Origin of the sequence: Sphingomonas sp. GC_Shp_5 (assembly GCF_026540855.1) — a bacterium.
In the GTDB taxonomy this organism is placed as follows: domain Bacteria; phylum Pseudomonadota; class Alphaproteobacteria; order Sphingomonadales; family Sphingomonadaceae; genus Sphingomonas.
The window spans coordinates 141,352-156,985 of sequence record NZ_JALNUP010000003.1; the positions used below are offsets into that span (position 1 = coordinate 141,352).

11 protein-coding genes are annotated in these 15,634 nt (G+C 65.5%); 8 read left to right on the forward strand and 3 right to left on the reverse strand.

Translation table 11 applies throughout. The annotated features are described in order from the left end of the window. Positions 1 to 4: 4 nt before the first annotated feature. On the reverse strand, positions 5 to 2,275 hold the full coding sequence (locus OXR60_RS04005; protein ID WP_267394293.1) for a TonB-dependent receptor: 2,271 nt from the start codon (positions 2,273 to 2,275) through the stop codon (positions 5 to 7). A 422-nt stretch (positions 2,276 to 2,697) separates the two neighbouring features. On the opposite strand from OXR60_RS04005, the gene OXR60_RS04010 reads away from it, so the two are divergent. From OXR60_RS04010 to OXR60_RS04020, 3 genes are read left to right on the forward strand one after another with little or no spacing between them, the layout of a single operon-like run. Next, complete coding sequence (locus OXR60_RS04010; protein WP_267394295.1) at positions 2,698 to 3,204, forward strand: 2Fe-2S iron-sulfur cluster-binding protein; 507 nt, start codon at positions 2,698 to 2,700, stop codon at positions 3,202 to 3,204. Then, a complete protein-coding gene (locus OXR60_RS04015; RefSeq protein ID WP_267394296.1) occupies positions 3,201 to 4,199 on the forward strand; it encodes a xanthine dehydrogenase family protein subunit M in 999 nt (332 codons plus the stop codon). Before OXR60_RS04010 ends, OXR60_RS04015 begins: the two co-directional genes overlap by 4 nt. After that, entirely contained in the window at positions 4,196 to 6,538 is a 2,343-nt protein-coding gene (locus OXR60_RS04020; protein WP_267394298.1) for a xanthine dehydrogenase family protein molybdopterin-binding subunit, read from the forward strand. Before OXR60_RS04015 ends, OXR60_RS04020 begins: the two co-directional genes overlap by 4 nt. A 36-nt stretch (positions 6,539 to 6,574) precedes the next feature. Here OXR60_RS04020 and OXR60_RS04025 read toward each other — a convergent pair whose 3' ends face one another. Further along, complete coding sequence (locus OXR60_RS04025; protein WP_267394300.1) at positions 6,575 to 7,177, reverse strand: hypothetical protein; 603 nt, start codon at positions 7,175 to 7,177, stop codon at positions 6,575 to 6,577. Between the two features lie 557 nt (positions 7,178 to 7,734). On the opposite strand from OXR60_RS04025, the gene OXR60_RS04030 reads away from it, so the two are divergent. Next, positions 7,735 to 8,682 (forward strand): hypothetical protein, encoded by a 948-nt coding sequence (locus OXR60_RS04030; RefSeq protein WP_267394386.1) that lies wholly within the window; start codon positions 7,735 to 7,737, stop codon positions 8,680 to 8,682. 68 nt (positions 8,683 to 8,750) lie between these two features. After that, entirely contained in the window at positions 8,751 to 9,101 is a 351-nt protein-coding gene (locus OXR60_RS04035; RefSeq protein ID WP_267394302.1) for a DUF3147 family protein, read from the forward strand. A 95-nt stretch (positions 9,102 to 9,196) separates the two neighbouring features. On the opposite strand, the gene OXR60_RS04040 is transcribed toward OXR60_RS04035, so the two are convergent. Further along, a complete protein-coding gene (locus OXR60_RS04040) occupies positions 9,197 to 12,031 on the reverse strand; it encodes a TonB-dependent receptor (protein WP_267394304.1) in 2,835 nt (944 codons plus the stop codon). Positions 12,032 to 12,305: 274 nt separating this feature from the next. Between OXR60_RS04040 and OXR60_RS04045 the strand changes: the two genes are divergently transcribed. The 3 genes from OXR60_RS04045 (at position 12,306) to OXR60_RS04055 (ending at position 15,625) form a co-directional block, all read left to right on the forward strand. After that, positions 12,306 to 13,406: a glycosyl hydrolase family 43 gene (locus tag OXR60_RS04045; protein ID WP_267394307.1), complete on the forward strand. Its 1,101-nt coding sequence runs from the start codon at positions 12,306 to 12,308 to the stop codon at positions 13,404 to 13,406. Next, positions 13,396 to 14,418 carry a glycoside hydrolase family 43 protein gene (locus OXR60_RS04050; RefSeq protein ID WP_267394309.1) on the forward strand — a complete coding sequence of 341 codons (1,023 nt, stop codon included), beginning with the start codon at positions 13,396 to 13,398 and terminating at the stop codon, positions 14,416 to 14,418. Before OXR60_RS04045 ends, OXR60_RS04050 begins: the two co-directional genes overlap by 11 nt. Before the next feature lie 64 nt (positions 14,419 to 14,482). After that, entirely contained in the window at positions 14,483 to 15,625 is a 1,143-nt protein-coding gene (locus OXR60_RS04055) for an aldose epimerase family protein (RefSeq protein ID WP_267394310.1), read from the forward strand. Positions 15,626 to 15,634: the final 9 nt, after the last annotated feature.

Consider the following 15,634-nt stretch of genomic DNA (forward strand, 5'->3'; position numbering starts at 1 on the left):
ATCGTCAAAAGCCCTTGTGCACGTTGATGCCGACAGTGCGCGGGCGCGAGCTGACATAATAGTCCGGCGCGCCGGTGGCGGAGGCGACGCGATTGAGGCCATATTCGTTGAACACGTTGTTCACGAACAGCGAGATGGCCAGATCGCCTGGCGCCTGCACCCCGACGCGGGCGTTGAAGATGCTGAAATTGCCGATCTCACGATAGAAGGCGTTGGTCGGGCGCAGCTCGGTGTTCATCGGGCCGGTATAGGTCCAGTCGAACCGCGCCAGCCCGGTCAGCGTAGCGGTGACGGGGGGGCTATATTCGATCCCCGCAGACGCCGTGGTCCGCGGCACGTAGGGAAGGATGTCGCCGGACAGGCCGGGCGCGGTGACGAAGCCTGTGGAATCGATCTGGTCGGAGGTCAGCCGCGCCTTGTTGTAGTTGAAGCTTGCGTTGAGGCTGAGGTAGCGCGCCGGCCGCGCGCTGCCCTCCAGCTCGACGCCTTCGACGCGGACGCCGGCAAGATTGTAGATGAAGCTGAAATTGCCGCCGCCCTGCTGCAGCGTCGATACCGAGGTCTGCACCTGGCTCCAGTCGGTACGGTAGATGGCGAGGTTCAGCGTCGCCTTGCGATCGAACCACGAGGTCTTGGTGCCGAGCTCGTAGTTCCACAGCGAATCCGGCCGATAGACCAGATATTGTGCGGGAAGGTTCGGGATGTTGTTGGCGCCGCCGGGGCGGAAGCCCTGTGCGGCGTTGGCATAGACCAGGATGTTGCGCGTCGCGCGAAGGTCGGCGTTGAACTTCTTCACCCAGCCTTTGGCGTTGGCGCTGGTCTCCTGATAGGCGCGCGGCTCCTGTCCGTTGGTGAAGTTATAGCCGAAATATTCGCCACCGACCGTCTTGGTATAGTCGTAGTGACGCAGCCCGACGGTGAGGGTGAGCGGCGAGAGCAGCCGGTAACCGACCTCGCCGAAGAAGGCGGTCTGCTTGACGCTGGTCAGCACGTCGCGCCCGCCGAGATTGTCGACCGGATCGCGCTGGCCGCCGGTTGCCGGATCACCGGCGAAGGGCAGCGTGTCGACGCGGTCGAACCGGTTCTCATGGAACACGCCGACCGTGTAGCGCAGCGCACCGTCGCCGTTCGAGCCGAGCCGCGCTTCCTGGATGAAGTTGCGCGCATAGCGTGGTTGATAGGCACCGAACGGCGCCTTGGAGCGCGCGTAGGTCTGGTACACCGCGCGCTGGGCGGCGGTGCAGGTGGTGGTGGGCACGCCGAGCGCGACGCTGGTGTACAAGGGGCACCATTTGGCGCCGGAGACGACGCTGGCGAAGGCGGCGTTATTGTCGTTGGTGCTCTCGACGTCCCAGCGATACCAGGAGGCGCTGGTGGTCAGCGTCGCGAAGCCGAGATTGAAGCGGCCGACGCCGTTGTAAAGCTGCAGCTTGTCATGCCACGGCTGGAAGATCTGGAAGTCCGCCAGGAAGGGCCCCAGCACCGAGCTATATTGCGAGGTGCCGTCGATATCCTGCTTCTGGTAGATCGCGGTGGCGGTGATCGACACCGCATCGCTCGGGGTGAAGCCTAGCATCGCGCGGCCGCCCTGCTGGGTGGCGCGGTTGGCGTTCTTCCGGTCGAGCACGGTATAATCGATATAGCCGCCCTGCCGCTCGCTGTAGCCAACCACGCGCAGCGCGAGCTTGTCGGCGATGATCGGCACGTTGAGCGCGCCCTTGGCGAAGAAGCCGACGGCGCCGTTCTGGGTGTCGCTCGCCTGGAATTCCACCGCGCCTTCATATTTGCTGGGGTCGGGCTGGTTGAACAACACCCGCAGCGTGCCGCCCATCGACCCCGAACCGTAGAGCGTGCCTTGCGGTCCGCGCAGCACCTCGACGCGTTGGACATCGAACAGGTTGAGGTTGGGCGTGTTGCCGGCGGGATCGGAGGTGGTGCCTGAAGGGCCGATCAGCGGCGTCTCGCCATAATAGAGGCCCACCGTGTTCTCGCCGGCGCCCTGAATGCCGCGGATCGACACGCGGGTGCGGCCGGAATCGCTTTCGGTGAGCTGCAGGCCCGGCACCTGGCGGATGATGTCCGCGATCGTGGTCGCACCGAGCTTCTGCAACTGCTCCGCGCCGATCGCCGAGATTGCGATCGGCGTGGTCTGCACCGTCGACGACCGCCGCAGCGCGGTCACGACGATGTCGTCGGGTGACGAGGCCGGCGCCGGATTGTCGACGGTCGGCTGGGCATCGTCCAGGGCGGTCTGCGCCAGCAATGGAGACGGCATCAAGGCAAAGGCCACTGTTGCCAGCAGCCTGGATCGCACGTCAAATCGCATTGGTCCCCCGTCACCCGTTTCACCGACGCTGCCTTGCGGAAGCGGCGCGCCAAAGAAGCGGTATATATCCTACCATCTCAATAGGAGTTTACGTTTAGTACGACGAAGCCCAGCCATGTTGCCGGATGTTACCAAACGGGCATCCGGACCGCGGTCTGCCGCCGCTGCGAACCTCTTGCGTTCACCTGCTGCTACGAACCCTTGCGCGATCGTCGCCAGCGGTTGACCAGCGATACGCCACGCCCGGCCGCAGAACGCTGCCGCCGCGATCGATGCCGGTGAGGCCATCGACGCGATGATGCGTTCCTCCCCTGCACAAACCGCCAGTTCGGCAGTATGATCAGCATGCCCACAGCAAGACGGAGATTGCGATGTCGCTCATGATCAATGGGACAGCGGTATCGGTGCCGCCCGATCCGCGGGTGTCGCTGCTCGATCTGCTGCGCGAAACGCTGCATCTGTCGGGCACCAAGAAGGGATGCAACCAGGGTGCCTGCGGCGCCTGCACCGTCCTCGTCGATGGCGAGCGCATCCTCTCCTGCCTCGCGCTCGCGGTGCAATATGACGGCCGCGCGATCACCACGGTGGAGGGCCTCGCCGGCGCCGATGGGCTCCACCCGCTGCAGGCGGCGTTCATCGAGCATGACGGATTCCAGTGTGGTTATTGCACGCCGGGGCAGATCTGCTCGGCGATCGGCATGGCTGCGGAGGCGAAGCGCGGCGTGCCGAGCCATGTCAGCGCCGATCTCACCGCCGATGTCGCGCTCACCCGCGAGGAGGTGCAGGAGCGGATGAGCGGCAATCTGTGCCGCTGCGGCGCACACAACGGGATCATCGATGCGATCAACGCGACGGTGGCGGCGGAGATGGCGGCATGACCCCGTTCGATTACGCGCGTGCCGGCGATGCCGCGGAGGCGCTTCGGCTCGGCGCGGTCGGCGCTGCCGGCGCAACCGCCTATCTCGGTGGCGGCACCAACCTCGTCGATCTGATGCGCGAGACGGTGGCGCGGCCCGAGCGGCTGGTCGACGTCACCGGCCTGTCGGACACCATCGCCGATACCGCCGACGGCGGTCTGCTGATCGGCGCGGCGGTGCGCAACACTGCGCTTGCCGAGCATCGCGCGGTGCGCAGCCGCTATCCCCTGCTGTCGCGCGCCATTTTGGCCGGCGCTTCGGCGCAAATCCGTAACATGGCGACGGTTGGCGGCAACCTTCTCCAGCGCACCCGCTGCACCTACTTCTACGACACCGACGGCTCCCGCTGCAACAAGCGGGCGCCGGGCTCGGGCTGCGATGCGCGCGACGGGTTCAACCGCATTCACGCGGTGCTCGGCGCGTCGCCGGCCTGCGTCGCGACCCACCCGTCCGACATGTGCGTCGCGCTGACCGCGCTTGATGCGGTGGTGCACGTCGAGGGACACAATGGCGCCCGGACGCTGCCGTTTGGCGCGCTGCACCGCCTGCCCGGCGACCAGCCGGAGCTGGACACGGTGCTGGCGCCCGGCGAGCTGATCACCGCGATCGAGCTGCCGCCGCTGCCGTTCGCGACCAATTCGGCCTATCGCAAGGTGCGTGATCGCGCGAGCTACGCCTTTGCGCTGATCTCGGTCGCCGCGGCGGTGGCGATGGACGGCGACCGCATCAAGGAGGTGCGCATCGCGCTCGGTGGCGTCGCTCACAAGCCGTGGCGCGCCGCCAAGGCCGAGGCGGCGCTGCGGGGCGGCCCTGCCACCGAACAGGCGTTTCTCGACGCGGCAGCGGCCGAGTTCGCCGAGGCCGCACCGCTGCGCGACAATGCGTTCAAGCCCAGGCTGGCGGCGCGCACGCTTGCGGCGGTGCTCGGTGAATTGACCAAGGGAGAGGCGGCATGAGCATCGTCGACACGGCCAAGCAGGCGGCGCAAGGATTGGTCCAGGGCGCCATGGCCAAATTGGTGCCGCTCGCGCCCGACAGCTGGATCCCCGGCGGCGTGCCCGATCCGCTGATCACCCACAAGCACGGGCTGATCGGCACGCCGGTGTCGCGGCTCGACGGACCGCTCAAGGTGAAGGGCGCGGCGCGCTTTTCGGCCGAGTTCCGGTTCGACGACATGGCCTATGCCGCGCTCGCTTATGCGACGATCCCGCGCGGGCGGATCACGGCGATCGACAGCGCAGCGGCAGAGGCGGCGCCGGGCGTCGTGCTGGTGATGACGCACCTCAACGCACCACGGATGAACAAGCCGGGCGTGTTCGGCTCGTCGCCGACCGCGGTCGGCCCGTCCGACCTGCCTATCCTGCAGGATGACCGGATCCACTGGAACGGCCAGCCGATCGCGGCAGTGCTCGCCGAGACGCAGGAGCAAGCCGATCATGCCGCCTCGCTGCTCCATTTCACCTATGACGCGGAGCCCTCGACCACCACGCTCGCCGGCGCCAAGGCGAATGGCATCGAGCAGGGGCTGTTCATGGGCCAACCGCTGCTCAACGAGATCGGCGACGCCGAGGAAGCGCTCGCCGCTGCGCCGCACAAGGTAGATCATCTCTACCGAACGCCGCGCCACAACCACAATCCGATCGAGCCGCACGCCGCCACCATCGCCTGGGTGGATGGCGAATTAGTGATCCACGACGCCAGCCAGATGGTCACGGCGCAGGCGCAAACGATAGGCGAGGTGTTCGATCTCAAGCCCGGCCAAGTGCATCTGACCTCGCCCTATGTCGGCGGCGGGTTCGGCAGCAAGGGACTGTGGGACCACCAGATCATCGGCGCCGCCGCCGCGAAGCTCGCCGGCCGGCCGGTGCGCATCACCCTGTCTCGCGAGGGCGTCTATCGCATCGTCGGCGGTCGTACGCTTACCGAACAGCGGGTCGCGATCGGGGCCGCGGCGGACGGTCGCTTCGAGGCGCTGATCCACACCGGCCTGTCGGTAATGTCGCCGCACAACAACATGCCCGAACCCTTCATCATGGGCACCCGCGCCGCTTATACCTCCCCGGCAATCCGGTTGCAGGTGCAGGTGGCGAAAATGAACATGCTCGCCAACACCTTCATGCGCGCGCCGGGCGAGGCGGTCGGCACCTTTGCGCTCGAATCAGCGATCGACGAGCTGGCGGCGGAGCTGGGCATCGACCCGATGGAGCTGCGCCTCCTCAACGAGCCCGACAAGGACCCGACCTCCGGCCTGCCGTTCTCGTCGCGCCACATCGACGAGGCATGGCGCAGCGGCGCGGCGCGGTTCGGCTGGGCCGAGCGTAGTGCCACGCCGGGCAGCCGCCAAGAAGGCGAATGGCGGATCGGGCTCGGCTGCGCGACGGGCACCTATCCTTATTACCGCATGCCAGGTGCCCAGGCGCGGATCACCCTCGCCCATGATAATCCCGGGGTGCGCGCGACGGTCGAGGTCGCCGCCGCCGAGATGGGCATGGGCACCTCGACCACCACCGCGATCGTCGCGGCGGAACGGCTCGGGCTGTCGCTCGACCAGGTCGAGATCGGCTATGGCGACTCATTGATCCCGGGGGCGATCATGGCTGGCGGCTCGCAGCAGACCGCCGCGATCGGCGCCGCGGTGATCGCCGCGCACAATGCGCTGGTCGCCGAGCTGCTCAAGCTCGCCGGCAATGATTCACCGCTCGCCGGCCTGTCGCCAGCCGAGGTCGGCAGCGAGGATGGCGGCCTCGCCAAGCTCGACGAGCCGGCGCGGCGCGAAAGCTATGCCTCGATCCTCAGCCGCGCCCAGCGCGGCAGCGTCACCGTCACTGAGGCGGCCTCGCCGCCGCTCGAGCTGATGCACTGGTCGATGCACTCGCACAGCGCCTTGTTCTGCGAGGTGCGCGTCAATGCGGTGACCGGCGAGACGCGGGTCAGCCGCTTCCTCGGCTCGTTCGATTGCGGCCGCATCCTCAACCCGACGACAGCGCGCAGCCAGTTCCGCGGCGGCATCATCATGGGGCTGGGCATGGCGCTGATGGAGGAGACGCAGTTCGACGAGCGCAACGGGCGGATCATGAACCCGAGCCTTGCCGAATATCACGTTCCCGTGCACCTCGACGTCCCCGACATCGATGTGATGTGGACGGACATCGCCGATCCGCACACGCCGATGGGCGCGCACGGCATCGGCGAGATCGGCATCACCGGCGTCGCCGCGGCGGTGGCCAATGCGATCTACAACGCGACCGGCACGCGGGTGCGGGATCTGCCGATCACACTCGACAAGCTGATCTGAGCCCCCGCTCCCGCCCGGTTGTCGAGTTATCCCGGTTCAGCCCTGCCTGCCATCGAGGCTGACGATTTGCTCCGCGATCACGGCGGCATCGGAATCGATGGCATGGAGGTACGCCGTCCGCTCGGGGCTGTGCCGCTTGAGCTTGTGCAGCCCCCTAGCCTGATCGCTGGTGAGTTGGATCGGCACATAGCCTCGCTCGACCAGGCATTTATCGATGACGGCCTGCAGTTGATCCCTGACGTCCAACGAAATCACCGCCACATATTTGGCGCCAAAGGTGTTCGTTCGCCGCGCGATGTCGTCGGCCGAGCGCAGCTTGGTGATCGCGTCGACGATGTTCATCGAGTTGCTGCTACCGATCTGCATAACCGTATCGAGCAATTGCGCGGCGCTGAGCGCATCGAGTTGCTTAAGCCTCTCGGGCGCGATGTACGTCGTCACGTAGCGCGAGGTTTCGCTGCATTCGGCGGCGTCCCGTGCGTAATCGGACATCGTCACGCCCGCCTTGCCCCAAGAGAGATTGTCGGGCCGCTTCGCTGCCACTGGCAGGCACCAAAGCATCGAGCCGACAAGTGCACCGCTGGTTATCCACCGCATGTTGCCACCTCTACGAATCAGGAGAGATAATGGTCGCTTCAACTGCTGAGATCATATCTGCTGCCGTGCCCGCAGCAAACAAGGATCAGTCGCATCGGCGAACGCCGTCGGGCCCAGCCGCAGCGACCCGTTGCAGCGTCGCCTGTCGAGGCATTTCTCGTGCGCGGGCTTGTTCTGTACGCCCCCGCCTCGGCATTGTCTGTAATCGCGGCGGCAGGAGCCGAGGTCTGAAGACAAAGTGCAGCGAAGAAAATCAATTGCCCGGCGCTGCTGGTGTGAGCAACTTGGCTAGCGCGCGCTCCATTGCACGAAGTTAGGGAAGTCGCCGCTGGCTATGTCATTATTGGAGAAGGATAAACGAGATCGACGTGACGGGACGGACGTCGTTTGTCCCCAATGATTACATAAGGCCGTCAACGGCGGTTGCGGTAATTGTACCATGATCTTAAAGCGTTCGGCCCGCCGGATTGCGCAGCGCGCCTGGCCGGCTATGATCGTGCGCTCGTTGCCATAGGGGAATCATGCGCCGCTGGATCGTTGCTCGTCGCGTCATGACGCGTGCAGCCGGAATTTGCCCCGCTATAGCCTTGGCATTGCTGATGGCGCCCTCGGCACGGGCTGCGGACAAGGCGATCCCGGCGGCAGCCGATCCGCTCACGGCGACCATCCACATGGAGGACGCAGAGCGGTTCGCGCGTCTCTATGCCGCCACCGGGGGTAAGCCGACTGCCGCCCAACTCCAGCAGGCATATATCGACCCTGGCAGCTATGCGGTGTCGGTGTTCACGCCCGACCGAATCCTGGATGCTGCTCATCTAGCCGCAGTGGTCGCCCGCAATCCGGCAAGCTACGATCATGCCATCAAGCAATGCCTGCCGCAGGTACGTCGCTACGACGCCGATCTGAGGGCGATCTATCTCGCGTTGCACGGCCTGCTGCCCGACCAGAAACTGCCGCAGATCTACGTGCTGTTCGGCGCCAACACCTCCGGCGGCACGGCAGGCCCGATGGCGCAGGTGCTGGGGATGGAAGTGCTCTGCGACACGACCGCTGAGACGCCAAAGGCGTTTCGCTCCACCCTTCGCCGGTTCTTCGCGCATGAGACCTTTCACACCTTCCAGCATGATCCGAGTGGGCGCGGCAAGGCGCCACTGCTGGCCGATGTGCTCACCGAGGGCGCTGCCGACTTCATCGCCCTGCTCGCCACCGGCGAAGTGCCCGAACCCGACCGGGCGACCTGGGCGGCTCAGCGCCAAGCCGCGCTCTGGACGCAATTCGGCAAGGACATGGTGACGACAGGGCCGGCGGCCAACCGGCTGGACCCCAACCTCGCGGGACAAGCCCGGCGGCGTTGGGTATCGAATTACCAGACCGCCCCCGAGGGCTGGCCCTATGAAGTGGGCTATTGGATCGGCATGCAGATCTGGCAATGCTATTACGACCGGGCCGTCGACAAGCATCAGGCCATCCGCGACATCATCGACTGGAACGATCCCGAGTTGATCCTGCGCCGCAGCGGCTATGACGGGAAGTCGTGCCCGGCCTGACGTACCTTGACGCCTGCCAGCCAGATGATGCGCCTAGCGCAACGGCTGGCAGGGGCTAAGACGACACCATGCTTTACCTGGCCATCAAGAGCCTGATCTCGGGTGTGCTGATCGCCATCGCCTCGACGCTGGCGCGGCGCTATCCCGGCGTCGGCGCGCTGGTTGCATCCCTTCCGCTGGTATCGGTGCTCGGCATGCTGTGGCTGTGGCACGACAGGCCGGATGCCGAGAACATGGCCGCCCATGCCGGCGCCACCTTCTGGTACGTGCTGCCATCGCTGCCGATGTTCCCGGTCATGGCGGCACTGTTGCGGCATGGCGCGGGCTTCTGGGTATCACTGGCCATCGGCTGCTGCCTGACGGTCGCGCTATATGGGGCGCTGACGTGGATCGGGCCCCGTTTCGGCCTCAATCTCTAGCTCGATGCTATCCGCGTGACGCACGCTGCCATGCGGCGATGCCTTGTCCGTCGGCAAGCCGCGGAAGAAGCCAGGCTCCTTCCGCGGCCGATGCATCAGAAACGCACCCGCGCCCCGATCGAGTAGGTGCTGTCGTCGAACCGGATGTCGTGCGGGTTCAACGTGCTACCGTAATAGCTCTCATATTTCGCGCGAGTGACGTTGGTGCCGTCCACCGTCAGCGTCAGATGCGGAGTCACGTCATAGTTGACGCTGAAATCGAGACGTCCGCTCGCCCGCACGCCGTTGAGGAAAACGCTGGTGTCCGTCGGGCGCAGGTTGACCGACGAGGTCAGATCGCCGTCATAGTAATGCGAGCGGTACGAATAGGCCGCACGCGCGGACAGGCCGTATTTCTCGTAGATCAGGCCGACATTGTAGTTGTACTTGGACACACCGATCAGCGGCTGTCCGTACAGCGAATCCTCCTTGGCAGTCACCTTGCTGTCAGCGATCGTGTAGTTGGCGAAGGTGCCGATCCCCGACAGCGCGCCGGGCAGGAAGTCGAAGAAGAACTGGCCGCTCGCCTCGAGCCCCTTGAGCTCGGCCGAGCCCAAGTTGCGAGGGCGCGAGATCTGGTAGCTGATCCCATTGATCAATTCTGCATCAGCTTCGGTGATGACACGCCCGGTAATGTTCTTCTTGTAGATGCCGACCGACAGATAGTTGCTGCGGCCGAAATAATATTCGAGCGTGGCATCATATTCGTCTGCTTTTTCCGGCGCCAGATCCGGATTGCCGGCCGAGCCGCCTGCCTGGATGTTGGCGTTGGTCGACAGGGCATAGTTGAGCCCAGGGTTGAGCGACCCGAAGTCGGGCCGCGACAGGACCTTGGCGTAGCTGGCGCGCGCCTGCAGGCCGCCACCGAAGCTCAGACGCGCGCTCGCATTGGGCAGCCAGTCGGTGTCGCTCGTCGATCGCGTCAGCGGGTTGAGCACCGACGTGGTGTGGCCCGGATCGTCGGCGGTGGGTGTCGCGACGATGATCGTGCCGGTGCCACTGATCGTGCGATCGCTTTTGGTGAAGCGCACGCCGACGAGGCCATCGAGCTTGATCGGGCCCGAGATCGGAACCTCGTATTTGCCCTGGACATAACCCGCATAGGTCTTCTCATGCGCGCTGAAGCTGCGGGTCGGATCGTAGGGCTGGTCGCCAGTGGGAATGCCGAACAGCGTGCGGAGCTGATCCTCGACCGCGGGATCGAGCAAGGCGTCCGTGCTCGGGATCAGGAACGGCGCACCGCCATAGATGCGGGGCACACCGGGCACCGCCTGGAAGAAGTTGTCAGGCAAGCCCTGGCCCGCAACTGGCGTCGCATAGGCGCCGCCCGGCGCGGCCGGGTTGACGATGACTTCCTGGTATTCGCCTTTGCGGTCGGCGATACGGCCGCCGACCTGGATGCTCTTCAGCAGGCCGCCGACGTCGTAGCTGCCGTCGATCTGGGTCGCGAACAGGCTGCCTTCCGATTTCAGGCGATCGTCATCGAGGCCGTTGGTGAACATGAAACCCGCCGACTGGCCAAGCGGGTTGCCGGGTACGTTGAAGTTGACGCCGCCGGCATCGTTGGTCGTGATGTCGAGCTCGGGCAGGCGCTTGCCGACGTCGATGATGAAGGTCTTCGAGTAATAGGTCGACTGCTGGTAGGAGACGTCGGTCTTCAGGTGGAAGCGGTCGTGATCGTATTTGAACCCGCCGCCGGCAATATAGTCGTTGGTGCGCTGGTCATGCGCCTGGTTGCTGGTGAACCCCACGGCATTGGTCGACGTGTACGACGACGCGTTGCACAGGTGCTCGATCGCGCCCGTCGCACTGGTGAAGCCGTCACCGCCGACCTTATAGTCGTTGCAGCTGCTGCCGAGCACGACGTTGGAGATCGAGGAGCCCGAGAAGGCGTCGTTGATGATGAACGCGGTCGACGAACGGTTGCGGTAGCCATCATAGATGCCATCGGCATAGAACTGCAGATCGGGCGAGGCCTGCCATTGCAGCGCGATGTTGACTTCGGGCCGCTTGTACTTGCCGAACTGGTTGAGCCCGCCGACGCCGGTCGGGAGAAGCGCTCCGGCCGCACCGCCCGTGGCGCCGCCCGGGCCATGGTTGCCCGAACGCAGCAGATCGTCGAACGCGACCGGACGGTCGAACTTGGTCGATGAATAGGACGCATTCACCAGAATGCCGATCTCGCCGATACCGGTGTCGAACCGATCGGAGACGAGCAGGTTGGCGGTGGGATTCGCCTGCTGGAGGTTAGTCGAGAAGCTGTTGCGAACGGCGCCGGCGATCGTCAGCCCCTTGAAGTCGAACGGACGGTGCAGCTTCAGGTCGATCACGCCGGCGACGCCACCCTCCAGCAGATTGGCGCTGTTCGACTTGTACACGTCGGCCCCCGCCAGCGCCTCGGCCGGCAGATCCTGGAAGGAGAAGCCGCGGCCCGCGCCGGTAAACACTTCGCGGCCGTTCAGCGTGGTCAGGATGTCGCCGAGCCCACGGATGAGCGGATTGGTGATCTCGTTATTGTCGCCGACCACCACCTGAACGCCGGGCACGCGCTGGAGCGCGGCGGCAACGGTCGGATCGGGGAACTTGCCGATATCCTGCGCGACGATCGAATCGACGACCTGATCGGCGTTGCGCTTGATCTGCGCCGCCTCGGCGAGGCTCTGGCGGATACCGGTGACGACAATGTCGTCGCCTGCCGCGGCGCCCGCGGTCTGGTTGTCCTGCGCCTGCGGCGTGTTGTCCGAGGGGATGGCGTTGCTGCTGTTGCCCGACTGCCCGCTCTGGCTGCCCTGCGCCTGAGCGGCAGCGTCCGCTGCCTGGGCGTAAGCCGGAACGGTGGTCAGGAGCGCGATCACGCTCGCGGTGGAACCGAGTAGAGGCCGCTTGTTCATGTCATCCTCCCCTGCGCCGCCTCAGGAGAGCGGCTTCATAAGGTCGCCCCGAAGAGCTTGATGCTATTTATCTGACGATTGCGCGAAATCTACCGATTTGTTGCTGATGTACAATTTTTCATGTCCGACTCGGCCATGATGCGAGCTCACCCAAGGTGATCGCTGCAGACCGTCACACGACCCGCCACGCGCTGCGGTTAAGTAATATAAATCTTGACAAGAATGCCCACATATCGTCGCTAAGGCCAACGATAACGGTTGGAGAGGCCGAACAATGAGGCTGGCATCAGCGGCCGCCGCAGCGCTGCGGATGGTGACGATCGTCGTTGCCACTATCGGTGCCGCCGGCTCCGCGCAGCAACCGCGCACGATCCAGGCAGTACCGCCCGGCGCGCCGGAAACGCCCTATGTCGATTCCACCAAAGCCTATCTGTTCGCGCACATGACCAAGGCACATTATGGCGTGCTTTACTATTCCGTCAGCCTTGACGGGTTGCATTGGCAGCGGATCAACGGCGGCAACCCGGTATCCGCCGATTACCACGGCCATGCCTCGATCGCGCGCAGTGCCGACGCCCGCTATTTTCTGGTCGGCAACAAGAGCGACGACGATCCGCTGATCCGCTTCTGGACATCGACCGACCTGATCCGCTGGACGCCCTATGGCACCTACCGGCCGGATCTCGCCGCGGTGCCGGGTTATCCGCACGCATTGCCGCGGATCGGCGCGCCCAAGCTGTTCTTCGACACGCGATCGGGCCAGTTCATGCTCAGCTGGCACACGCCGAGCGTGCCCGGCTCGGCCTCCGATCCGGAAGCCTATTGGACCAGCCAGCGCACCCTCTACGTGCTGTCGAAGGACCTGAAGACCTTCGCCGCGCCGCCGAAGCGCCTGTTTAGCTGGGACATGGCGACGATCGATACCGTGGTCCGCCCGAACGACACCGGCACCGGCTATTGCGCGATCATCAAGGACGAGCGCTACCCGTCCGCGCAATGGATCACCGGCAAGACGATCCGGATCAGCTGCGCGCCGACCCTGCTCGGCCCCTATCCACTGCCCGGCCCGCCGCTCAGCCCCAATTTCCGAGAGGCGCCGACACTGATCCGCGCGCCCGATGACCGGAACTGGCTGCTCTATTATGAGCAATATGCCGGCACGAGCTACGGCCTGTCCAAGGCGCCGCGGCTGAGCGGCCCGTGGTATCAGGTGTCCGGCAACACCGGCGTGCCCGAATGGGATCGCTATACGATGCCGCCAGACCTGCGCCATGGGTCGATGATCGAGATCAGCCGCCGGCAATATGATGCGTTGCTGGCTGCCTTCCCTGATGGCCACGCCACCGACGCCGCAGAGGTGCCGCATGCGCGCTAGCCGAGGGGTGGCGCTGCTGCTGGGCGCCGTGATCCTGTCGTGCTCCGCCGCCATATCGGCCGGGCCCGGGCAACCGGCGGCGAGCTTCCGCAATCCGTTGCTGCCCTCGGGCGCGGACCCGTGGATCGTCCGCGACGGTGCCGACTATTACCATATGCACACCACCGGCGACGGACTCGAGATTTGGAAGACGCGCGACGTCACCGATCTCGCCCATGCCGAGCATCATGTGATCTGGCGGCCCCATTCTCCGGCGCCGAACGGCCTGTCGATCTGGGCGCCCGAGCTTCACCGCATCGAGGGCCGCTGGTACATCTATTACACCGCCGCCGAGACCGGCCATGACGACGACGCGCATCGCGGCATCTTCGTGCTCGAAAATGCCGCGGCGGATCCTACCACCGGCACGTGGATCGATCGCGGCCGACTGGCGACGGCGCACCACGGCATCGATGGCACGACCTTCGCGTATCGGGGGCAACGCTACTTCGTCTACTCGCCTTATGTCGGTGACGAGAGCGATCTGGCAATCGTCGCGATGAGCGATCCCGTGACGCTGACCGGCCCGGAGACGATCATCGCCCGACCCGACCGGGACTGGGAAAAACAGGGCGGCCGGCAGATCCTGGAAGGCCCCGAATTCCTGCTCGGACCCAAGGGCGACCTGTTCCTGTCCTATTCGGCGAGCGCCTGCTGGTCGGACGGCTATGCCCTCGGCCTGCTCCATGCCGCGCCGGGTAGCGACCCGCGCGCCGCCGCCGCGTGGGTGAAAAGCGCCACGCCGGTGCTCGCGACATCCGAGGCGACACAGGTGTTCGCGCCCGGCCACAATGCCTTCTTTACTGCGCCGTCGGGCAAGACCTGGATCGTCTACCATGCCAACGCGCGATCAGGCATGAAATGCTCGTCGCAGCGATCGCCGCGCATCCAGCCGGTCGGGTGGAGTCGCGACGGCATGCCGGTGATCGGGCCGCCGGTGGCGGCCGGTGTTGCTTTGCCCAAGCCGCACTAGCGGCAACGGCAGGCCGGCATTGCCCGCGCCAACAACGATAACAGTTCAAGGATAGGAAAGAACAATGTCGCCCACGTTCATCGCCGCGCTGCTCGGCGCGGCCAGCATGGCCCTTACCGCGGCCAGCCCCGCGCTCGCCGCCACCGCTCAGCGCTCGAGCTTCGGCACCCTGCCCGATGGTCGCGCCGTTCCGGCGGTCACCTTGAGCAACGGCCATGGCGTGTCGGCGACGGTGATCGCCTACGGGGCGTCACTCCAGTCGCTGATGCTGCCCGACCGCACCGGCAAGGCCGCCGACATCGTCGTCGGCTACGATCACCTCGCCGACTTCCTCGCCAAGCCGCAATATTTCGGCGCCACCGTCGGCCGCGTCGCCAATCGCATCGCCAGGGGGCGCTTCACCCTCGACGGCAAGGCCTATCAGACCCCGGTCAACGATGGCGCCAACGCGCTGCACGGCGGCAACAAAGGCTTCGACAAGGTGCTGTGGGAGATCACCGAGGTGAAGAACGGCGCCGCCGCTTCGGTGACGCTGCGCTACGTCAGCCCCGACGGCGACATGGGCTATCCGGGCACGCTCACCACCTATGCTACCTACAGCCTCGACGAGCAGGGCCATCTCACCATCGATTATCGCGCCACCACCGATCGCGCGACCGTCGTCAACATCTCCAACCATACCTATTGGAACCTCGCCGGCACCGGCAGCGCCAATGGCGCGATGGGCCATGTCGTCACCATCCCCGCCGACCGCTACACGCCGACCGACGCCGGCTCGATCCCAACCGGCACGCTCGCGCCGGTCGCGGGCACGGTGTTCGACTTCCGCCAGCCGCATGTCATCGCCGAGCGGGTGCGCGACGCGCACGACCAGCAGATCGCCTTTGCGCGCGGCTATGATCATAATTGGGTGATCGGCGCCAAGGTGACGGCGGACACGCATTTGATGGCCAAGGTCTCCGATCCCGGCTCGGGCCGCAGCTTCGAGCTCTGGTCGAACCAGCCGGGGCTGCAATTCTACTCGGGCAACTTCTTTGACGCCACCAGTCGCGGCAAGAATGCCCAGGTGCTGCGGATGGGCGATGCCATCGTCATGGAGCCGCAGCTGTTCCCCGATGCGCCCAACCAGCCGAGTTTCCCCTCGGCACGGCTCGAGCCCGGCCAGACCTATCACAACGTCATCGTCTATAAATTCACCGCCAACTGATCACCGAAA

Excerpts from the sequence above, each read along its gene's own strand:
- OXR60_RS04035 (WP_267394302.1), top strand. The coding sequence starts at position 8,751 with ATGCTTTACCTGGCCATCAAGAGCCTGATCTCGGGTGTGCTGATCGCC.
- OXR60_RS04005 (WP_267394293.1), bottom strand. The coding sequence starts at position 2,275 with ATGCCGTCTCCATTGCTGGCGCAGACCGCCCTGGACGATGCCCAGCCG.
- OXR60_RS04055 (WP_267394310.1), top strand. The coding sequence starts at position 14,483 with ATGTCGCCCACGTTCATCGCCGCGCTGCTCGGCGCGGCCAGCATGGCC.
- OXR60_RS04040 (WP_267394304.1), bottom strand. The coding sequence starts at position 12,031 with ATGAACAAGCGGCCTCTACTCGGTTCCACCGCGAGCGTGATCGCGCTC.
- OXR60_RS04020 (WP_267394298.1), top strand. The coding sequence starts at position 4,196 with ATGAGCATCGTCGACACGGCCAAGCAGGCGGCGCAAGGATTGGTCCAG.
- OXR60_RS04030 (WP_267394386.1), top strand. The coding sequence starts at position 7,735 with ATGGCGCCCTCGGCACGGGCTGCGGACAAGGCGATCCCGGCGGCAGCC.
- OXR60_RS04045 (WP_267394307.1), top strand. The coding sequence starts at position 12,306 with ATGAGGCTGGCATCAGCGGCCGCCGCAGCGCTGCGGATGGTGACGATC.
- OXR60_RS04050 (WP_267394309.1), top strand. The coding sequence starts at position 13,396 with ATGCGCGCTAGCCGAGGGGTGGCGCTGCTGCTGGGCGCCGTGATCCTG.
- OXR60_RS04010 (WP_267394295.1), top strand. The coding sequence starts at position 2,698 with ATGTCGCTCATGATCAATGGGACAGCGGTATCGGTGCCGCCCGATCCG.
- OXR60_RS04015 (WP_267394296.1), top strand. The coding sequence starts at position 3,201 with ATGACCCCGTTCGATTACGCGCGTGCCGGCGATGCCGCGGAGGCGCTT.